Annotated in this window: 18 protein-coding genes; 11 read left to right on the top strand and 7 right to left on the bottom strand. The window is 65.2% G+C overall.

Annotated elements, in window-relative coordinates:
- The first annotated feature begins 84 nt into the window (after positions 1–84).
- From C9412_RS18045 to C9412_RS18035, 3 genes are all read left to right on the top strand, one after another.
- Positions 85–579: a lipocalin family protein gene (locus C9412_RS18045; protein WP_107232880.1), complete on the top strand. Its 495-nt coding sequence runs from the start codon at positions 85–87 to the stop codon at positions 577–579.
- A gap of 12 nt (positions 580–591) precedes the next feature.
- The gene (locus C9412_RS18040) at positions 592–1,803 is read left to right on the top strand and encodes an FAD-dependent oxidoreductase (RefSeq protein WP_107232879.1); all 1,212 of its coding nucleotides are present in this window, start codon (positions 592–594) and stop codon (positions 1,801–1,803) included.
- Between the two features lie 188 nt (positions 1,804–1,991).
- Positions 1,992–2,471, top strand: a complete 480-nt coding sequence (locus C9412_RS18035; RefSeq protein ID WP_107232878.1) for a hypothetical protein — start codon at positions 1,992–1,994, stop codon at positions 2,469–2,471.
- 80 nt (positions 2,472–2,551) lie between these two features.
- On the opposite strand, the gene C9412_RS18030 is transcribed toward C9412_RS18035, so the two are convergent.
- Complete coding sequence (locus tag C9412_RS18030; protein WP_107232877.1) at positions 2,552–2,986, bottom strand: PepSY domain-containing protein; 435 nt, start codon at positions 2,984–2,986, stop codon at positions 2,552–2,554.
- Between the two features lie 146 nt (positions 2,987–3,132).
- Between C9412_RS18030 and C9412_RS18025 the strand changes: the two genes are divergently transcribed.
- The 3 genes from C9412_RS18025 to C9412_RS18015 are packed head-to-tail and all read left to right on the top strand — an operon-like array spanning position 3,133 to position 5,398.
- Positions 3,133–3,423, top strand: coding sequence for a PepSY domain-containing protein (locus tag C9412_RS18025; RefSeq protein WP_107232876.1), 291 nt, complete (start codon positions 3,133–3,135; stop codon positions 3,421–3,423).
- Positions 3,423–4,082 (top strand): response regulator transcription factor, encoded by a 660-nt coding sequence (locus tag C9412_RS18020; RefSeq protein WP_107232875.1) that lies wholly within the window; start codon positions 3,423–3,425, stop codon positions 4,080–4,082. Before C9412_RS18025 ends, C9412_RS18020 begins: the two co-directional genes overlap by 1 nt.
- Positions 4,079–5,398 (top strand): ATP-binding protein, encoded by a 1,320-nt coding sequence (locus C9412_RS18015; RefSeq protein WP_107232874.1) that lies wholly within the window; start codon positions 4,079–4,081, stop codon positions 5,396–5,398. Before C9412_RS18020 ends, C9412_RS18015 begins: the two co-directional genes overlap by 4 nt.
- 97 nt (positions 5,399–5,495) lie before the next feature.
- Here the strand turns inward: C9412_RS18015 and C9412_RS18010 are convergent, their stop codons facing one another.
- The gene (locus tag C9412_RS18010; RefSeq protein ID WP_107232873.1) at positions 5,496–5,816 is read right to left on the bottom strand and encodes a DUF6122 family protein; all 321 of its coding nucleotides are present in this window, start codon (positions 5,814–5,816) and stop codon (positions 5,496–5,498) included.
- Positions 5,817–5,859: 43 nt separating this feature from the next.
- Positions 5,860–7,749, bottom strand: a complete 1,890-nt coding sequence (gene speA / locus C9412_RS18005; RefSeq protein WP_107232872.1) for an arginine decarboxylase — start codon at positions 7,747–7,749, stop codon at positions 5,860–5,862.
- A 191-nt stretch (positions 7,750–7,940) separates the two neighbouring features.
- Here speA and speE point away from each other — a divergent pair, with 191 nt between their 5' ends.
- Positions 7,941–8,795 (top strand): polyamine aminopropyltransferase, encoded by an 855-nt coding sequence (gene speE / locus C9412_RS18000; RefSeq protein ID WP_103282140.1) that lies wholly within the window; start codon positions 7,941–7,943, stop codon positions 8,793–8,795.
- Positions 8,796–8,942: 147 nt separating this feature from the next.
- Here speE and C9412_RS17995 read toward each other — a convergent pair whose 3' ends face one another.
- Entirely contained in the window at positions 8,943–9,851 is a 909-nt protein-coding gene (locus C9412_RS17995) for an aspartyl/asparaginyl beta-hydroxylase domain-containing protein (protein ID WP_057497964.1), read from the bottom strand.
- Between the two features lie 433 nt (positions 9,852–10,284).
- On the opposite strand from C9412_RS17995, the gene C9412_RS17990 reads away from it, so the two are divergent.
- Positions 10,285–10,944, top strand: a complete 660-nt coding sequence (locus C9412_RS17990; protein WP_107232871.1) for an RIO1 family regulatory kinase/ATPase — start codon at positions 10,285–10,287, stop codon at positions 10,942–10,944.
- A gap of 129 nt (positions 10,945–11,073) precedes the next feature.
- Here C9412_RS17990 and C9412_RS17985 read toward each other — a convergent pair whose 3' ends face one another.
- Positions 11,074–11,412: a P-II family nitrogen regulator gene (locus tag C9412_RS17985; RefSeq protein WP_005411374.1), complete on the bottom strand. Its 339-nt coding sequence runs from the start codon at positions 11,410–11,412 to the stop codon at positions 11,074–11,076.
- A 155-nt stretch (positions 11,413–11,567) separates the two neighbouring features.
- Here C9412_RS17985 and C9412_RS17980 point away from each other — a divergent pair, with 155 nt between their 5' ends.
- Both C9412_RS17980 and arr read left to right on the top strand, forming a co-directional pair.
- A complete protein-coding gene (locus tag C9412_RS17980) occupies positions 11,568–11,819 on the top strand; it encodes an accessory factor UbiK family protein (RefSeq protein WP_057497962.1) in 252 nt (83 codons plus the stop codon).
- Positions 11,820–11,945: 126 nt separating this feature from the next.
- Entirely contained in the window at positions 11,946–12,380 is a 435-nt protein-coding gene (gene arr / locus C9412_RS17975; protein WP_107232870.1) for an NAD(+)--rifampin ADP-ribosyltransferase, read from the top strand.
- Here arr and C9412_RS17970 read toward each other — a convergent pair.
- Together C9412_RS17970 and C9412_RS17965 are read right to left on the bottom strand one after the other, a co-directional pair.
- Positions 12,373–12,819 (bottom strand): DUF4279 domain-containing protein, encoded by a 447-nt coding sequence (locus C9412_RS17970; protein WP_107232869.1) that lies wholly within the window; start codon positions 12,817–12,819, stop codon positions 12,373–12,375. The genes arr and C9412_RS17970 overlap by 8 nt on opposite strands.
- A 244-nt stretch (positions 12,820–13,063) precedes the next feature.
- Positions 13,064–14,326: a DUF4062 domain-containing protein gene (locus C9412_RS17965; protein ID WP_107232868.1), complete on the bottom strand. Its 1,263-nt coding sequence runs from the start codon at positions 14,324–14,326 to the stop codon at positions 13,064–13,066.
- A gap of 461 nt (positions 14,327–14,787) precedes the next feature.
- Here C9412_RS17965 and C9412_RS17960 point away from each other — a divergent pair, with 461 nt between their 5' ends.
- A complete protein-coding gene (locus C9412_RS17960; protein ID WP_107232867.1) occupies positions 14,788–20,703 on the top strand; it encodes an ATP-binding protein in 5,916 nt (1,971 codons plus the stop codon).
- Positions 20,704–20,752: the final 49 nt, after the last annotated feature.

Raw genomic sequence — 20,752 nt, 5'->3', positions numbered from 1 at the left:
CTGGACACGGCCATCGCCCCGGCTTCACCCGTCCGTGGCAGGGCCATCGGCATCGTGGGGGCCCCTGCCCAGCTTTGCCCACCGATGACCGAACTGCCGCCGCTGAAGACCGTTGCCGACCTGCGCCTGCCCCGCTACCTGGGCACCTGGTACGAGATCGCGCGCCTGCCCATGCGCCACGAACCGGAGGGCTGCACCGATGTGTCGGCGCACTACACCCTGCTCGACAACGGCAACGTCGGGGTCACCAACCGCTGCCGCATGGACGGTGAGATCGAGGAGGCCAGCGGCGAAGCCTGCGCCATCGACAACGACAGCGCGCGGCTGGAGGTCAGCTTCCTGCCCAAGGGCCTGCGCTGGCTGCCGTTCGCCAAGGGCGACTACTGGGTGATCCAGGTCGCGCCGGACTACAGCGTGTCGCTGGTCGGCAGCCCCGATCGCAAGTACCTGTGGCTGCTGGCCCGCGAGCCCCGCCTGGACGCCACCGTGCAGGACCATTATCTGGCGGCCGCACGCCTGCAGGGCTTCGATCTGTCCGAACTGATCCAGACCCCGCATACCGGCCAGCCCACGGCCTGATCTCCCACCGCCATGGACCTCAAGAGTGGCTACCCGTGGTGGGCGGTACGCAACGGCCTGATCCACGCCTTCCCGCCGCTGCAGCAGGACCTGCGCTGCGACGTGCTGGTGGTCGGCGGCGGCATTACCGGTGCGCTGATCGCCGACGAACTGTCCCGGCATGGCCAGGATGTTGCGGTGATCGAGCAGCGCGACATCGGCTGGGGCAGCACCGCCGCCAGCACGGCGCTGCTGCAGTACGAGATCGACACGCACCTGCTGGAACTGACCCAGCGCTACGGCCATGACGCGGCGGCGGCGGCCTACCTCGCCTGTGCCGAGGCGATCCCGGCGCTGGGCGAGGTGGCGCACGGCCTGAAAGACGTGGATTTCAAGCGGATGGACAGCCTGTACCTGGCCAGCCGCACGCGCGACGTGCCACGCCTGATGGCCGAAGGCGATGCCCGCCGCAGCATCGGCCTGGATGCCCGCTGGCTGGGGCCGGAGGCGTTGCGCGAGCGCTTCGACGTGGCGGGCGGCGGCGCTCTGCTGACCCGGCAGGCGGCCCGCGTGGACCCGTACCGGCTGACCTATGCGCTGCTGCAGCGTGTGCGCCGGCGCGGTGGCCACGTGCATGACCGCACCGTCCTGCATACGCTCACGCCCAGCACGCGTGGCGTGAGCGCTCGCACCGAAGACGATGCCACCCTGCGTGCGCGCCATGTGGTGCTGGCGATGGGCTATGCCAACCAGCGCTGGCTCGATCAGCGCGTGGCCCGCAACCGCAGCAGCTATGCCTTCATCACCGATCCCATCGACACAGACCTGCTGGGGCGGCTACGGAACACGATGGTGTGGGAAAGCGCACGGCCCTACCTGTACCTGCGCGCCACCGGCGACCACCGGCTGCTGGTGGGGGGCCTGGACGACGCCATCGATATCCCCGCCCGGCGCGACCGCCGTGTACAGCGCAAGGCCGACCAGCTGATGAAGCAGCTGCGGCACTGGTTCCCACGGCTGGACCCGGTGCCCGCCTTCTCCTGGGCCGGCACCTTCGCCGAGACCGCCGACGGCCTGCCGTTCTTCGGCCCGCACGCGCAGTGGGGCCCGCGGGTGCATTTCGCCATGGCCTACGGCGGCAACGGAATCACCTATTCCATGATCGGCGCGCAGCTGCTGCGGGCCCGCATCGAGCGGCGGAAGCACCCGCTGGAGGAGCTGTTCGGGTTCGGGCGGGTGGCGTAACGCCTGGATAGAGTCGAGCTTGCTCGACTGCTTCTGCCCATCACAGTCGAGCAAGCTCGACTCTACGAGGGCGGCAGTCGAGCAAGCTCGACTCTACGGGCCCGCGACAGGCATCATTCAAGCTGGCCCTGCTAGCGTCGGGCTGTACCGCCGCATGTTGCGTGGTCCCTGTCCGCTGGAGCGCCGTGATGATCCGCCCCCTCACCCTGCTGCTGTGCCTGGCCCTGCCGGGAACCGTGCTGGCCCAGTCCGCTGCCGGCGCCACCGCGCCGCAGGCCGCTGGCCTGGATCTGACCCTGCCGCAGGCGCCGATGCGCTACCTCAACGATCCGTCCGTACAGCAGGATCCGCCCGGCACCTATTACGGTGACAAGAGCGGCCCGCGCGTGCACGACGACGCGAAGATCGCCGATGTGACCGACGACAAGGTCAAGGTGTCCGGCAGCTTCACCACCGGCATCGGCTATTCCAAGGGCGGCGGCAACAGCCACTACAACGCGGCCACGCTGAACCTGAGCAAGAACTACACCACCGATGAAGGCAAGACCCGCGGGGTCAACCTCAACATCCATGTGAGCGAGGGCAAGGGCCCGGGCTTCTTCGGCCCCTATGGCGGCTATTACGGCCGTGGCCCGGGCTGGGATTACCCGCCGCCGTACGGCTGGTAATCATTCTGTAGAGCCGAGCCCATGCTCGGCTGTTGTTGGCCGCAAAGCCGAGCATGGGCTCGGCTCTACATCGGCCGGAATCAATCCAGCCAGCCGTCGCGCTCGCTGTGCAGGATGCGGCCGTCATGGCCACTCAGGCGCACTTCCACCTTCTGGTTGCGCGCATTGCGGGCTTCCAGCGTCCAGGTCGCGCCATCGCGTTCCAGCGAGTGGATGTCACGCAGGCCATGCGCCTGTGCCCGTGCCAGCACCTGCTCGGTGCTCAGCAGCGCCCGGCCGCTGTGCTCGTCGAAGATCTCGCCGGTCTTGGGGTCCACAAAGACCTCGCTGAAGCGGCCATCGGCGCGGCTCACGTCCGCTTCCCACAGGCCATCCTCGCGTTCGATCTGGTGAATCTGGGTGTAGCCGGCCTTGCGCAGGGCCTGTTCGGCCTGGGCCAGGCCCAGCGGCGCGGCCTGCACGGCCGGCACAAGCGCCAGGGTGGCAACGGTGGCGAGGGTGAGCGACTTCAACATGGGGGTTCTCCTGTTCGTGACCGGACCATCCCGGCAACGCCACGATGCCTGCCCGGGGTAACAGCGCCCTAGCCACGGCTGTTAGCCAACAGTTAGTCGCCATCGGCACACTCACGCCCGTTCCCCTTCTCTTTGCGGCGTGCGTGATGCTCTCCACCCTGCCCTTGCTGCTGGCCATGGCCAGCGCCCCGATCGCCGCCGCGCCCGTGCAGGACCCTGCCCAGCAGGTCGCACGCCGCGCGGTGCAGCAGGGCCGCTACGTGCCACTGGAAGGCGTGGTCCGCGATGCCCTGCGGCGCTACCCCGGCCAGCTGCTGGAAGTGGAGCTGGATGACGGCGTCTACGAGGTGGAGATCCTGCGTGGCGACGGCGTGGTGGTGGAGCTGGACTATGATGCGCGCAATGGAAAGCTGCTGAAGACGGAGCTCGACGACTGATGCGTATCCTGCTGGTCGAGGACGATGCCGCGCTGGTGCAACGCCTGGTGCCGTTGCTGGAACAGGCCGGTTATGTGGTGGAAGCGGTGTCCGATGGGCGCCAGGCCGAGGAGATCGGCCAGATCGAGGAGCTGCAGGCGGCCATCGTCGACCTCGGCCTGCCCGGGCTGGATGGGCTGAGCGTGATCGAGCGCTGGCGCGGCAACGGGCGCCACTTCCCGGTGCTGGTGCTGACCGCGCGCGGGCGCTGGCACGACAAGCTGGCCGGCTTCGATGCCGGCGCCGACGACTACCTCACCAAACCCTTCCAGGCCGACGAACTGGTGCTGCGCCTGCGCGCGTTGATCCGCCGCAGCCACGGCCACGCCAGCCCGCGCCTGCACTGCGGCCCGTTGCAGCTGGACATCAACGGCGGGCGCTTCGAGCTGGATGGCCAGCCGCTGGCGCTCAGCCCGCAGGAATTCCGCCTGCTCAGCTATTTCATCCACCACGTCGGCCAGGTGATCGGCCGCGACCGGCTGGGCGAACAGGTCTTCGACGGCGGCCTGGATGCGGATTCCAACGCGCTGGATGTGTTGCTGGGGCGGGTGCGCCGCAAGCTCGGCGCCGAACTGATCCAGACCGTGCGTGGCCAGGGCTGGCGGCTGGCGGCGCCATGAGCCGGCAGCCCTCACTGCGGCGCCGCCTGCTGCTGGCCGGCGGCCTCGGCCTGATCCTGGTCTCGGTGCTGGCCAGCGCCCTGCTGGGCGAACTGTTCAAGCGCAGCGCGCGCGACCGCCTCGACCACGAGCTGCAGCAGGACATGCTGACCCTGGTGGCGCAGATGGAAGTGGCGGCCGACGGCCAGCTGCAATTGCGCCAGGAACCCAACGACGCGCGCTTCCAGCGGGTGTTCTCCGGCGCCTACTGGCAGATCGCCGATGCCAGCGGGCGGGTGCTGCTGCAGTCGCGCTCGCTGTGGGACCAGACGCTGGCCGCCGCGGCCGTTGGTGCGGCAGAACGCAACCTGCCCGGGCCGATGCAGCAGTCGCTGCGGGCGCGGGTGCAGCAGGTGCGCCTGCCGCGCGCGCAGGCACCGTTCGTCGCCGTGGTTGCCAACGACCGCAGCGCTCTGGATGCCGACGTCGCCACGTTCCGCCAGCGCAGCTTCATCGCCCTGGGCGTGCTGGTGGCCGCGTGGCTGGCGGTGCTGGCCAGCCAGATCCAGTTCGGCCTGCGTCCGCTGCGCGGGCTGGGCCAGCAGCTCGAACGCATCCGCCGCGGTGAGGCCGAGCGCATCGACCGCGACCGGCTGGACCGCGAGATCGTGCCGCTGGCCGATGAGCTCGATGCGCTGCTCGATCACCACCAGCGCATGGTCGCGCGCGCGCGCAGCAGTGCCGAAGACCTGGCGCATGCGCTGAAGACGCCGTTGAGCGTGCTGGCCGCCGAGGCCCAGGGCGAAGGCCGCGACTGGCGGCGCACCCTGCACGAGCAGGGCGCGCGCATGCGGGCCAGCATCGACCGCTATCTGGCCGCCGGGCTGGCGGTGGACCATCGGCAGCGCAGCGAGGTGGCCCCGGCCGCCGAAGCGCTGTGCCGGCTGATGACGCGCGTGCATGCCGGGCGCCACATCCGATTCCAGATGGATGTTGCCCCCGGCCTCACCTTTGCCGGCGCCAGCACCGATCTGGAAGAAATGCTGGGCAACCTGCTGGACAACGCCGGCAAGTGGGCGCGCAGCGAGGTGCGCCTGCGCGCCCTGGCCCAGCAGGATCGCCTGCATATCGAAGTGCGCGACGACGGCCCCGGGCTGGACAAGGCCAAGCTGGAGAGCGTGCTGCAACGAGGCGTACGCCTGGACGAACGCGTGGAAGGCAGTGGCCTGGGCCTGGCGATTGCGGCGGAGATCGCCGCCAGCCATGGCGGTTCACTGCGGCTGTCGAACGAGAACCCGGGGCTGCGCGCGCGGCTGGAGCTGCCGCTGGCGGGGTGATCGCCGGGCGTGGCCAGAACAGCAGCCGAGCATGGGCTCGGCTCTACACAGGGCATCAACGCGGCGCATATGCCTGTAGAGCCGAGCCATGCTCGGCTCAGCGCTGGTGCATCCACCAGCAGTCGATCGCATCCAACACGATGTGGATGATCAAACCGATGCCCACCAGTCGCGTCTTCTTCGGCACGCACAGGCCGGCATACACCGCAATCGCCGGCGCGGTGTGCAGCGGGTGGAAACCGATGCTGCAGCGGTTCGGCGCGTAGATCGGGTCGGCCAGCAGATGGTCCAGGTCGATGATCCAGCCCAGCAGCATCAACAACCACGCCGAGGCGAAACGCTTGCGCCAGAACAGCCATGCCAGCAGGGCTGGCACGGCGGCATGCAGGAACAGATGGAAGATCGCGCGCGCGCTCATCAGGGCAGGTAGCGCCGGGCCATGCCCGGCGTTCCCGTAATCATCAGACCAGCGGTTCGTCGGACAGGTAGGTGTAACCGGTCAGGCCCGCTTCCAGCGCCTGCGACAGTTCCTGCGCCCGTTCCGGCGAAAGGTCGGCCGCCGCCACGCGCTGGGCATAGGCCGCACGCAGGTCGTCCAGCTTGTAGCCCACGTAGTCCAGCATCACGTCGGTGGTGTCGCCACGGCGCTGCTGGGTGATCGCGTAGCCATCGGCATCGGCCAGCACTTCCACCGCGTCGGTGTCACCGAACAGGTTGTGGATGTCGCCCAGGATCTCCTGGTAGGCACCCACCATGAAGAAACCGATGCGGTAGCTTTCGCCGTGCTTGATCGCATGCAGCGGCAGCGAGGTGTCCAGGCTTTCGTTCTCGACGTAGGTCTTCACCATGCCGTCCGAATCGCAGGTCATGTCGGCGATGATGCCGCGACGGTCCGGCGTTTCGTTCAGGCGCTCGATCGGCACGATCGGGAACACCTGATCGATCGCCCACGCATCGGGAATCGACTCGAACACGCTGAAGTTGACGAAGTACTTGTCGACCAGGCGCTCGTTCAATTCATCCAGCGCCGGGCGATGGCTCTTCTCGTCATAGCTCAGGCGCGCACGCACGCCGTGGGCGATGGCGTAGAACAGATCGTCGATGCGCGCACGCTGCGGCAGATCGATCTGGCCCAGCGCGTAGCTGGCCAGGCCTTCGGCGTGGAAGTGCTGCGCTTCCTGGAACAGTTCCACCGCCGGGCGCACGTCCAGTTCCTCATGGATCTCGCGCAGGTGGCGGATCGCCGCGGGCTCGTCGTCGTGCTGGTCCGGCACGCGGCCTTCCTGCGCCTGCTCCACTTCAGAGACATTGGCGATCAGCACCGCGTGGTGGGCGGTCATCGCGCGGCCGCACTCGGTCACGATGCGCGGCGGGGTCAGGCCGTGTTCTTCGCAGGCGTTGGCCAGCGGCTGCACGATGTTGCTGGCATAGGAATGCAGGCCGTAATTGATCGAGCAGAAGCTGCGCGAACGGGTGCCTTCGTAGTCCACGCCCAGGCCGCCACCCACGTCCACGTGGGTGATCTTCGCGCCCAGCTGTGACAGCTCGACGAAATAGCGGGTGGCCTCGCGCATGCCGTTGGCGATGTCGCGCACGTTGGAAATCTGCGAGCCCATGTGGAAATGCAGCAGGCTCAGGCAGTCGGCGTACTCGGTATCGCGCAGCGACTTCCACAGGTCCAGCAGCTGGCGCGGGGACAGCCCGAACTTGGCCTTGTCGCCACCGCTGTTCTGCCACTTGCCGGCGCCCAGCGAGGCCAGGCGCATGCGCACGCCCAGGCCCGGCTTCACGTCCAGTGCCTTGGATTCTTCCAGCACCAGCTTCAGCTCGGACGGCTTCTCGATGACGATGAAGGTCTGCAGGCCCAGCTTGCGGCCGATCAGGGCCAGGCGGATGTACTCGCGGTCCTTGTAACCGTTGCAGACGATCAGGCCACCCGGGCGCGACAGCGCCAGCACGGCCATGAGTTCGGGCTTGCTGCCCGCTTCCAGGCCAAAGCCTTCGCCGTGGTGGCTGGCCAGGGTGCCGGCCACGCCACGGTGCTGGTTCACCTTGATCGGGTACACGGCGGTGTAGCCGCCGGTGTAGTCCCAGTCCTGCTGGGCCTGGGCGAAGGCCGCCTGCAGCTTGCCCAGGCGCTGGCCGAGGATGTCCGGGAAGCGCACCAGCAGCGGCAGCTTGGCACCGGCCGCGCGCGCGGCGTCCACCACCTTGGGCAGCGACACCACCGGGCCATCGGCCCCGGTCGGTCTCACCACCATGTGCCCAGCCTGATCCACATCGAAATAACCATCCGCCCAATGCGGGATCGAGTAGGTCTTGCGGGCTTGGTCGAGGGACCAATCGGTCATTGCAGTCGGCCTTGTGGCAAATAAAAGGGGGGGCATGATAACGCCTATATGCCCACAGGTTCGTTATCATGCGCGCCCGCGCCCGTGGCAGGTCTGAACCTGAACGGGCCGATCCGTCCGGATGTGGCATCTGTGCCACGCGGCCCCGCCCGCCAGCCCGGCTTTACCCCTCCGAACAGGACCGTACTTCCATGACTGACAGCAACAACTGGTACATCGAACACTTCGAGCGCACCGGCTCGGCCATCGGCTACCGCATCACCGGCAAGCTGGACGAGGTGCAGTCGCCGTTCCAGAAGATCGAGATCTTCCAGACCACCGACTGGGGCAACCTGATGACCATCGACGGGGCCATCATGCTGACCAGCAAGGACAACTTCTTCTACCACGAGATGATCAGCCACCCGGTGCTGTTCACCCACGCCGCGCCCAAGCGCGTGGTGATCATCGGTGGCGGCGACTGCGGCACCCTGCGCGAAGTGCTCAAGCACAAGGGCGTGGAGAGCGTGACCCAGTGCGATATCGACGAGCAGGTCACCGTGATGGCGCGCAAGCACTTCCCGGAACTGTGCGACTCCAACGACGACGCCCGCGCCGAGCTGCTGTTCGACGACGGCGTGGCCTACATGGCCAACTGCCCGGCCGGCAGCGTGGACGTGGTGATCGTGGACTCGACCGACCCGGTCGGCCCGGGTGAAGGCCTGTTCAACAAGGCCTTCTACGAGAGCTGCTTCAAGGCCCTGAAGGACGACGGCATCCTGGTGCAGCAGTCCGAATCGCCGCTGATGCAGCTGGAGCTGATCAACGAAATGCGCACCGAGATGGGCAAGGCCGGCTTCGGCTCGTTCAAGACCCTGCCGTTCCCGCAGCCGTGCTACCCCACCGGCTGGTGGAGCGTGACCATGGCGCGCAAGGGCGACAGCAGCTTCGACTTCCGCCAGGCCGACTCGGCCGCCAAGACCTTCAACACCCTGTACTACACCGCCGCGCTGCACACCGGCGTGCTGGTGACCCCGCCGTTCGTGCAGGCAGCATTGAAGGGTTGATCCAAACAAAAACCCGCGCTGGCAACAGCGCGGGTTCTTCATGTCTGTAGAGTCGAGCTTGCTCGACTGCTTTTGCACCCAGCCGTAGAGCAGTCGAGCAAGCTCGACTCTACGATCCGGCGCGCATCGTTTCCGGCGGCCGTTCGATCACAGCGCCCAGATACCGGCAATCACCGCCACCACCAGGCCCCACTTGATCACCTGGTAGGCCACCACGCTGCGCTCGCGCAGGGCCTTGGCCTTCAGGCGCACCTTGTACAGGCCACCGAAGGCCTTGTTGACGCCACCGGTCGGGTCACCCGGCAGGTTCGGCGAGGCACCGCCGGCCAGCAGCGTGGCCGCCACCGCACGGTTGAACAGGCCCGGCAGGCCGAAGCGCAGCGGGCGGGCGATATCGCAGAACAGAATCACGCGGTCCTGGTCGGTCTCGTTGTGCGCATGGTGGATGTAGGTCTCGTCGAACATCATCCACTCGCCATCGCGCCAACTCTTCTTCACCCCATCCACCACGATGTAGCAGCCATCATCGTTGGGCGTGCTCAGGCCCAGGTGCAGGCGCAGCGAACCGGCGAACGGGTCGCGGTGCGGGCGCAGTTCGCTGCCCGGCGGCAGCTGCGCGAACATCGCCGCGCGCACATCGGGAATCGATTCGATCAGCGCCACGGTCTTCGGGCACATGGCCTTGGCCGACGGGTGCGACGGGCCGTACCACTTCAGGTAGAAGCGCTTCCAGCCACGGCGGAAGAACGAATTGAAACCGGCATCGTTGTAGCTGCTGGAGGCGGCGATCTTCTGCGCATCGCGCAGCGCCAACGCCTCGTCGCGGATCACCTGCCAGTTCTGGCGCAGCGGCTCCAGCTGCGGCAGCTCCTTGCCCGGGTCCAGGAACGGCGTGGTCGGCACCTTCGAGAACAGGTACATGATCACGTTGATCGGGGCCATGAAACTGGAATGGTCCAGCAGCTGGCGCGACCAGCGCGCACGCACCTTGCCGCGGAAATGGATGTACAGCACGCAGGCCACGAACAGCACTGCAAGGACGATCTTGATGGTCAAAGCACTTTCCTCCAGCCGTGGCCGGAACGGGAAACGGGGGCGATGCACGGCCTGGCGGCCAGCACCGGTGGGGAACGCGGCAGGGAGCGGGGACGTGCCGAAGGGGGCGGCCGCCGATGTCGCGGATTAACAGCTTATGGTCGGCAGGGCGTGCGTCGGGGTCAAGCGGGGCGTGCGCCGCATTCAGCCCAGCGTGCCCGACCTGCCGGCCATTGGCTGTAAGCGATTGATCATCAATGACTTGCCAGACAAGTGAGACAGAATTGTCCGATCAGGCGCGACGAACTGTTCCAGCCACGACCCCGACATTTCTCCGACAAATCGTGGAATACCGAACTGGCGGGTACTAAAATTAACGAAAGCTTAGTAACTTCCTGTAACACCGGTTCGCTTGACGCTCTGCGCCACCCACCGGGTCGTCCGAGACCCCGACATGTATCTTCCTGCCCTGCCCCCCTCCTCCTGCGGCGATGACGCCGCCGGCCCGCTGCTGCTCAAGCGCGGCGAACGCTTCCTCGCCCCCGATGTCTACCGCACCTGCCTGGATGGGCGCGAGGCGGTGGTCAAGGACTACTCCCGCTACCGCGGCACCCCGGTCTCGCTGATCGCCCGGCTGATGGTGCGCCGCGAGGCGCGCATGCTGCAGCGCCTGGGCGGCTGGAAGCACGCCCCGGCCCTGCTCGGCACGCTGGGCGGGCTGGCGCTGGGCATGGAATTCATTCCCGGCCAGACCCTCAGCAGCGCCCAGGCGGTCGGCAACGAAGTGTTCGAGCAGCTGCAGCACGCCCTCAGCCGCCTGCACGCCGCCGGCATCACCCACAACGACCTGCACGGCACCAATGTGGTGGTCAGCGCCGGCGTACCGGTGCTGCTGGATTTCACCTCGGCCTGGCGCGCCCCGCGCTGGCTGCGGCGCAACCCGCTGAGCCGGCAGATGCGCCGCAGCGACATGAAGAACCTGCTGAAGATCCGCCAGCGCGTGACCGGCCAGGCGCCGAGTGCCGCGCAGGCCGCGCTGGTGGCCGACCCGGGCTGGGTAGCCGCCGTGCGCCAAGGCTGGAAGCGGTTCTACACCTGGGCCAAGCGCCGCTGATCGCTTTCGTAGAGTCGAGCTTGCTCGACTGCTGTTCTGTAGAGCCGAGCCCACGCTCGGCTGCTCTGCGTACATCGCGCGAAATGCAGCCGAGCATCGGCTCGGCTCTACAACATCCCGCCAAACGGCTTACAACGCGTCCGCGTCCAGCTCGCCGGTACGAATACGCACCACGCTGCCCAGGTCGTACACGAACACCTTGCCATCGCCGATCTTGCCGGTGCCGGCCGCTTTCACGATGGCCTCGACCACGGCCTCCACCTGGTCGTCGGTCACCGCCACTTCCAGCTTCACCTTGGGCAGGAAATCGACCACGTACTCCGCCCCCCGGTACAGCTCGGTATGGCCCTTCTGGCGACCGAAGCCCTTCACTTCCGTCACCGTGATCCCCGTAACCCCGCGCTCGGCCAGCGCTTCGCGCACGTCGTCGAGCTTGAACGGCTTGATCACCGCCATGACCATCTTCATCGTCGATCTCCTGTATTCCGGCGTGGAGGATAGCGCCTGAACGCGGCCCGTGCGAAACCCCTGCCGCCTGTTCGCAGCCATGGGGCCAGCAGTATCCTTATGCCTGAACGCCCTGCCCGCGCAGGATGCACGGGCCCTAACTCACGGAGCACACCATGATCGACCTGAACCAAATCGATGACCTGGCGCGTCGCCTCAGCGACATGGTGCCGCCGGGCCTGCGCGAATCGCGCGAGGAACTGCAGGCCACCTTCAAGAGCGCGCTGCAGGCCGGCCTGGCCAAGCTCGACCTGGTTACCCGCGAGGAGTTCGAAGTGCAGCGCGCCGTGCTGCTGAAGACCCGCGAAAAGCTGGACGCGCTGGAAAAGGCCGTACGCGAGCTGGAAGGCCGCAGCGCCGCAGAATGAAAAAAGGAGGCGCCCGGCGCCTCCCACTTACAGAGTATTTCGCGGATGGGGCCTTGCCGCAAGGCCCTTGCGGCGCCCTAGACTCGCCGGCCTGTCGATCCGGCAGCACAGTCAGGGGCAGTGCCGATGGCACAGGACACCGAATGGACACCCGTTACGCATGACACCTGCGACCAGGTCGCCGGGCCGTTCTATCACGGCACCCGCGCCGATCTGGCGGTGGGCGAGTTGCTGAGCGCGGGCTTCAGGTCCAACTATCGCGACAGCGTGGTGATGAACCACATCTACTTCACCACCATTGCCAAGGGCGCCGGCCTAGCTGCGGAGATGGCCCGGGGTGAAGGGCGGCCGCGTGTGTATGTGGTAGAGCCGACCGGTCCGTTTGAAGACGACCCGAATGTGACCAACAAGAAATTTCCCGGCAACCCGACGCGATCATATCGCAGTGCGCAGCCGTTGCGGATTGTGGGGGAGATTACCGAGTGGGAGCTCTACGACACGGAGTTCGTTCGACAGTTGAAGGCGTTTGTTGCTTCGGGGAGTGGGGAGATCATCAACTGATGAGCGCTGCGCGCGGAGCGGTGGGCTCTTCTTCAACGGCATCGTAGATGTCCAGGCCGAGCTCGATGCGGCGCTGCCCCAGGGCGAGCAACGCGCGCGGCGAAAGCGAGACACCATCATTGCCGCTGCCCATGAAAAGGCCGCAGAACAGGTTCGGCCGGAACGGTGCCAGAGACTGCCATGCAGCGAGATCGCTGGTGAGCTGATCGAGGATCTCGAAGATCTGGGCTTCCAGATCTTCAGGCTCACGCCGAGCCGCGCTGAGTCGCCAGCTTCCGGTCCTGGCAATGCGCACGGCGTCGGGTTGACTGCCTGTGAGTTGCTGGCCCTTGTGATGCGCGGCGGTTGGATTCGCGCCCAGCAAGGCAGTGACCTCGTCTGGAATGAGGTCATCCCCGAAGAGCCGGAGGGTGACCAGGGAGTGATCGAATACGGCCATGGGAATCCAGTTGTCCTTTTCGGAATCTCTTCCAATCTATATGCCTCATCGACGTCAGATCAGCTATCGGCCAGGAGCAGTCATTCCGCTTAACCCCGCGCTGGAAAGCGCAACCCAGTGTTGCACTCATCGCAAGGCAAGACCCGGGCTCTGAAGTCTCGCCCAACAGTCGGGCTACTCTTTTCTGTTCCATATGAGCAGTGCCAGTGCAGGCGATGTTGGTTAATCGGATTCTTCTAGCACACTACTCCCTCAGAAATTTAAAAACGTCCTCATCCGAAGTCGATTCGGCTGCAATTTCCTCATTCATGTCCGCTATTGGTGAGCGCGGTCGAAGATACGGCATTTCGAAGTCATCTCCGTTTAGGTGTTTGAGAAGTGCCAGGCCGAGTTGAACAACGTTTGCCCAGCGGTCCATTAGATGCAGAAAAGTGAGGAGCTTTGTTGTTTCTATGTCAATGGTGTCACCCGTGCCTCCCCTTCTAGCAGGGGAGTTCTCGAAAATCACCGATAGTACCTCCACCCTATTTGCCTGATTTAGATCTCGCATTTCAGCCTGAAGCTTAAATAGCGCTTCATACACTGGCGTTTCGATGAACCCATTAATATCCCGATCGAATTCTAGAAAATGACTAGTCTCTAGTGCGCGATTGACTATCTGGGCCTGAAAACGAGCACCCAAAAGGTGGATGCCGAATGTGGACATCATGTTCCAACGCACCTTGCAGACGACGGTTCGCTGATTCTTTCGACCCTCAAGTGAAACTCGGCACTCATTGTGGAAGTTCACAACAGCGTCGATCGGCGAATAAACAGAACCCTCCTTGATCTTCATTAACCCGGACTTAAGGATTTCCGTCAATTCACGTGCCAATAGGCGCCTAAACGCCAGATGATCTACCGGCAGGCCCGTTAGAACTTGGGATTGGATAACGTCCCAAATATCTCGGAAGTTGGTAAACGTGTGTATCCAGTTGCCTGTAGGAAGTGGAGAACCATCGCTAAGCGCCTTTTTCGTCTCCGCGTTTCGACCAACCTCTTTAACGAATGTCGAGAGCGCTTCTGCATCGGAAGCAAATTTGCTCGGGGCATTGAGCAAGCGCTTACTAAGTGCAGGATCAATCGCCTCCTCCTTCAGAAGTTTTTCCAATTCGTTGCGTTGTTCGCGGTATTGCCACACCTCACCCCTAACGAAGCTAAGGATTTTCATTTTCCCTTGCTTATGAAGCTCGTACGCTTGCAGATACTCCTGCTGGGTAATGCTAATTTTTCTCTTCTCATCGAACCAACCGCCTACGCGGCTACCGATCAGGAGAACGAAATAGTCGGCTTTTCGTAAGGCTGTCAAACAAGCGTCGTAGCTATGCTGATCTACCGGCTTTGGAAAATCGTTGAACTCGGATGCTAGAACTGTTGCTCCTTGTTCCTCCAGGCAATATTTCAATGCAGATCGAAGATCTTTGAAGTCGTATATCGTCGATGATATGAAAAACGTGGGACGGCTCATTCTGGTGTCCAACTGCCATTTATCACGACCGTAGTCGTGTTATACGTCTATGCTCGCTGAGGCCGACCGGCCTGCAACCCCCTGATGCGATTCGATGAATTGCATTGCGGTCCTGTTATACATCAGTCGCAAATGCCAGCGCGAGTCTGGGGAGTAGGTAGCTTGAATCGCGGCCGGTGAGCGCTAGGCTTGAACGTCCGCAATGGGTCGGATGCCGTCATGTCGAGCCCACGACCGCTTCAGGCCAAGAGTGGACGCTGGATCTGGTGACAGCTTCTCGGTACAGATCGCCTGATCTGCGTTCTGATGGCCACAAAGCGATGCGCAAGCACCTGTGCTGAGCAAAGACGATTCCCTAAGATGACGGTATGAGCACCCCTGATCCAGTCGACCGCGGCGAGGGTACCGCTGGCGGTACAACACCGACTCGGCGCGCGCCTGGCGCAGGCGAGCGGAATGCGATGTTCGGCTACACGCGCCAGTACGCGTCCGCGGCCGCCGCCATCTATCACGGTCTCCAGACCCGGCAGCTACGCTGGGTGGGTGTGGCGGACCGGTGTGCGGGCATCGCTGACGACGTCGTACTCGGCTTCGACGACGAAGTCATCGGCCACCAATTCAAGTCCAGTCGCGATCCGGATCCGTTTCGAATCGCTACGCTTCTGACCGGTGGATCCGGTTTGCTGCCCGGGCTGGTGCAAGCCTGGCAGCAGCTGAAAGCCAGCTGCCCCGACGTGTGCGTCCGCCTGCGGATCGTTGTGGACGATACGCCGTCAGACGCTGATCGCGTCGGAAACGGAGGCACGACACGGCAGTTCGTCGCCGAGTGGCAGGCCAATCCGGACCGGTCGCTGGCGGGGTGGCGCGCCACCCCATCTGGCCCGTTCCTGGACGATCTGCAGGCGGCCTCTGGGCTGACCCAACCCGAATTTGAGGAATTCTTCCAGCACCTGGAACTGATGCACGGTGACCAGCCGGATTTTGCGGCGCTCTACGGGATCACGAGCCGAACTCAGCCTCAAGTCGACCGAATCGCCGATCGGCTACCGCACTTGGTCGCGCGCGTACCCGAACGTGATCGGTGGACGCGGACCGAGTTCCTCGAGGAGATGCGCTGGCCCGAGAACGAGCCGCGACATCGCCACCAGTTCCCTGTCGGCGTGGCCGTGCAACGCAATCCTAGCACCGAAGCGCAACTGCAGCGCGTGGTGCGAGACCATCTAAGCGGCTACGTGTCGTTGGTCGGCCCGCCCGGTTCAGGCAAGTCGACCTTGCTGCAGATTGCGCTGGAAGCCGAGTCACAACTCGTGGTCGTGCGATACTTGGCCTACGTGCCCGGCGGAGCGCAAGGCATCGGCCGCGGGGAATCGGCCGACTTCTTGGAAGACGTGGCTGCTGGCCTGCGTACTACCGGTCTGCCGGGGGTACGGTTCCTTCGCGAGAACGAGCGGCACCGCCGCGAGGAGCTTGAAGCTTTGCTGGCTCAGGCCGGCGAGCGTTTTACCACCGACGGCCTGCGCACCTTGATCATCGTCGACGGCCTGGACCATGTGCCGCGCGAAGAGCGACCGACGCGATCGTTCTTGGCCGACTTGCCCTTGCCGGCAGCCGTGCCTGACGGGGTGCTGTTCATCCTGGGTACCCAACGCGTGGACCTGCCAGACATGCCCCCGGCCGTTCACGACCAGGCCACTGTGGCGGAGCGCCAAGTCGAGATGCAGGGGCTGTCCTTGGTGGGAATCGCTGCCATGGCCGATGCCCTCAGCGTGCCGACGGCGGTGCCCCGGCCGCGCTTGCGTGAACTGACCCTGGGTCATCCGCTTGCGACGCACTACCTGCTGCAGGCATTGGTCGCGGCGCAAGATGACACTACACGTGATCGGATTCTGCGCGAGGGGTTCGAGTACGTGGGCGACATCGACGCCTTGTACGCGGCCACGTTGCGCGGCCTGGGAGAAGACAACGAGGTGCTCGACATCTTGGGCTTGGTGGCTCGGGCCGAAGCGCCGCTGGATCCGCGAGATCTGGAAAGCCTGTACCCACCGGCTGCTATCGAGCGGACCTGGCGTCAGGTTCGCCACCTGCTCAAGCGTTCAGGCCACGCATGGTCCATCTTCCACAACAGCTTCCGGCTGTTCCTGACCCGGATCACCCGCACGCGCTACGGAATGCCGGACGCAGACTATTCGGCGAGCACCTATCGTCAGCTGGCGGATTTGGCCACGCGGGCTCCCGCTAATTCGCCACAGCGCTTCTTGGCGACTCGCTACCTGATGCGCGCCGGTATGCACAGCGAAGCGCTGGCATTGGCTACTCCGACGCTGTTCCGCGCGCAATACTTGGCCGGCCGCGCTGCGTCGGAAATTCGCGCGGACATTCGCCTCGCGTTTCGTTCCCTCCAAATGGTGGTCGACCCAACCGCTGCCTTTACGCTAATCCTGGCCGCGGACGAGATGTATCGGCGCGCCGATGCCTTCGACGAACCGGACGAGTCGCTCCGGGCGCTACTGGCACTGGAGCTGCTCGAGGAGGCTGAAGATTTTCTCGATGAAGTCGGGGGTGACGGTTTCCTGATCGTGGATGCATGGCTAAAGCAGGGCAACCTGGATCGAGCGCGAACCTTATTCGAGCAGATCGAACCACTGCACAACCTTGGCAGCGACCGCATGAGGAACGGGCCGTCCATGCGCGTGGAGGAATTTGTCCGGTGGGCCGAGCGGGCGAGCGAGTTTCGGACACTCGCCGAACTGGTCGCGGGGATCGATCGGGTCGTCGAGGCGCTGCAACGCGAGCCCGGTCTGATCGACGAGCCTGAAGAGGTGGGCACGCAGCTGCGCTCGCGCGCGGCGCTGGCCGCGCTCGAGCGCAATCCGTTGGCTGACCGCGATGCGCTGATCGCCGACCTTCGTCTAGAGCCGACGGCACGGGCGCTACTGGCGACCCAAGCCGCACGGCAGTTGCTGACGGACGGTGCCGACCAGCTCGCCTCGGCGACCGCGGCGCTCACCGAAGCGGTCGCCGACGCTGCGGCGCTCGCGCGGGTGCCGCGGGGACTTCGTCGCACCACGGCACTGCTTGCCGCGCGGCGCGGTCTAATCGCGCAAGCGCGCGGCCTGTATGACGGCGTGTCGCCCCCGGCGCTGAACGAACTGGACAACGCTACGGACTTCGACAAGACAGGACACGTAGTCAGCGCTGTCATGGACGCAGCAGAACTGGCCTTGTGGATGGGCTCACCGGTACCGCCGACACCGCCGCCTAGAAAGGCCGTCTTGCGCCCGCTCCAGCAATTCACCTTGGATGCCGGCGAGCTGGCTGTGCGTAGCCGACGCGAACCGCAAAACGTCGCCGCTGGTGCCGCGGCACAGCTATGCGCCAGCTTCATGCGCTACGTGTGCCGGGCCGGCACAGGCGGGGTAGACGAACATTTGGACGCCCTGCAGCTCGACAAGGCGGCCCCTCAGGTGTTGCGTTCCTTGCTCCGGTCGGCGGCACGCGTTGGCGCGTCGGAGTTCGCAAGCACCGTGGCTGCCTTCGATCAGGTGCTCGCCGAACACCCGTTCCGGGGAGATCGTCACACGCCGTTGCAAATCCTGGTGGCAGAGGCTGTGGCCGGGATGAACAACGATGTTGACGGGGCGCAAGCTCGCCTGGAGGCATTGCTTGGTCAGCGCGAGGAACGCACCCCCAGCCAGTTCCTGGCCGGCACGGCAAGGCTGGCGCGGGCGCTTGCGCGCATTGGACGCCCCGAGCGCGCGCAAGAGTTGCTCTCGCAGCAGCGCGAGGAGACCTTGGGCTACGCCCTGCGGGCTAAGAAGGATCCGCAGTACGCCTTCTGGGCCAACTTGCTGCAAGCCGCCAACCAGGCAGACCCACACGCCCGGGCTCATCGGGTTCGAGTGCTGACGCGCCAGGCAATCGGGATGGGCGCCACCGAAGGGCGTGATGCAGCCCACCGAATGGCCCATGTTCTCGTAGCCGAGGCCGCCACCGACAGCGCATCACTAGCGTCCAGCGTCGCCGATACCTTGCTCGCGAACGAATTGATTGACTTCCCGTCGATAGTTGATGGACTAATGAAAGGCACCGTGCGCCGCGACCCATCGCGCGTGTTGCCCTGTGTCGAGCTGTGGGTCGCGTTGTGCCTGCCCTTCCACCGCGCCGCCTACTACCGAGAATCAGAAGAAGGTGAGTTCCTGCACGACGCCATCCGTCTTGCTGTGCCCGAGCAGCTTGGCCGCGTGCGTGATCGATTGCTTGAGAACATTGAGCGACACGCATTGATTGACGTGCGGCTGGATGCACTGGCGGCCTTGCGGGCCGCGCTACTCGCACGTGGCGAAGATGTCACCCCGGTCGACGCCGCCTTGCAACGCCTAGAAGGCGCTCCCTGTCTGCATCGCCGGATGCGAAACTCGCCCACTCGCTACGACAACGTGCCGGACATGGTGCAACTGATCGCGCGCCTGGATACGGACGGCGCGGTTGGGGAACTTAGCCACGATGCCTCGACGGCGTTTGTACGCGTGCTGCCAGACGCGGACTTTCCTGAGGCGCTGGCCCTGTTCGATCGCCACCCCAAGCTGCAGGCCGATTACAGAAGCCGCTTCGGCCTCGTGGACCGCGCGGTATCCGGCGGCGATCTTGCGACTGCGGCACGCTTGGTCGCCGCCTATTCGCCGGCTGATGACAGTAGCTCCCGCTGGTCGTCGTTCTGGGGTGGCGGCCTACGCCGCTATTTCTCGGCGCGCCTGCAGCTGGAGGGCGACGCAGTGTTCCCCACGGCCTATGCCAACTTCATCGCCACACTAGTGGCGGGAGAAGAGCAGGTCAGCGCTCTGCTGTGGGATGTTGACGATATCTGGCCGGTGCTCACCGCGTCGCCCGACTGGGCGGCGATGTGGGCCGCGGTGGCGGAGCAGCTGCCGACCACGCGCGACTACCGACTTGGCGAGGATGTGAGCGATGAAGGTGTGCACACGGATGCCACTCTCGCGGCCTCCCTGATCGAACGCATGCTCTTGCTACCGGTGCCCGACGTACGCTGGCATGCCGGCCGCGCGGCGCTCGCGCTCGCGTCCGCCGATCCGCATGCGTTCGCGCGACTGATGGTCAGCCTCCTAGTGAGTGACGAGGATGACGTTGTCATCGACGGCCTGCGGCTGATGCACAGTGCGACACGTGCGGAGCGCAGCTCCGAGTTGGTCGCGCTCGTCGTTGGCCTCACCGGCCATGCCGACTTTGGCATTCGGGAACTCGCCCGGCGGCTCGCCACCCGCTGGGGCCGCGAGGTTGATCCGGTGAGGACGCCGATGCCGGCATTCTATAGCCTCGCGCTTCCGCCCATTGGCGCCCCCGACCGCGCGGACCAATTGCGAGCACAGCCTTTCGGCCCCCCGTCTGTGTCCGATCCCGCAGCGTGGAGCGCGCCGTTCCCGGACGCCATTGAGCTGCTCGCCCAGATCGCCGGCGTGTCCGAGGATCACGTGCGCCGTCGCGTTCAACAGCTGATCGACAGCTGGGGCGGCGTAGAAGCCTTCGGTCAGGCGGGCATCAACCGCTTGAGGGCCCGCTTGTCGATGTTTGGCCTGCATAACACTTTTTTCTACCCCCACGTGATGGTGGCGCTGCGCGCCCTGCGGCATGTCGGTGGCGAGTTGGCGGCCGCCGGACGCATCCCGGGCAACCACGTCGACGAGCTGCTGCACGAGTTACATTTGGCGCCAGCCTGGCCTCGTACCGGCGTCGACGCGCGGCCGGCGTTCGTCAGGCGCCCGGTCCTGCCCGAGGGCGGCGGCGGCGAGACGCCGTGGTTGGAGGGTGTCAACGACGATGTCGCTGATCATGCCGCCGCGGACTTCGTCTTGGGCGAAATCACGTGCTACCGCGGCCGCCACTTCGATTCCCTGTACGAGTGGAGCCAGTTGCGCTTGCTGGGCGTGATCCTGCCGCCGACGGGAGATCCAACCGGACTTGTGCACAACCTGCCGATCGGTTCGCCGGTCCAGCTGGTGGCGCGGCCCGGGCTGGGCGCGATGCCACGCTGGGAAATGGTCATAAACCCGCATACCGCCGAACAGCTGCACTGGCGAACGGTGGATCAGATCACGTGGCGTGACATCGATGGCGAGCTGGTGGCAACCGCGTATTCCTGGCGGGACGGCGGACCGGATGGCGAGCTGCACGGCGAGTACTTGGAGGGTGAGGGTGCCGTCATCGTGCTGACCGCGGACGGCCGCGAGCAGTGGAACACGGTGCGCGGACGCGCTCGCACTGATGTGTTGGTGCAACGGAAAAAGCAGCAAGGTGGAAATACCTCCGCGCAAAACGCGCGCGCCACGAATCCTGCGCCGAACCAGAGCGACGGCGAATCCTAGGGCACACATCCTGTCTAGGTAAGCCCGTTGTCGTCCGTTTTGGGTCGAA

This window comes from Stenotrophomonas sp. Nf1 (genome assembly GCF_003028475.1).
Taxonomy (GTDB): Bacteria; Pseudomonadota; Gammaproteobacteria; order Xanthomonadales; family Xanthomonadaceae; genus Stenotrophomonas.
The sequence above is the reverse complement of the archived record's forward strand: the minus strand, read 5'-3'. Positions and strand labels throughout refer to the sequence as shown.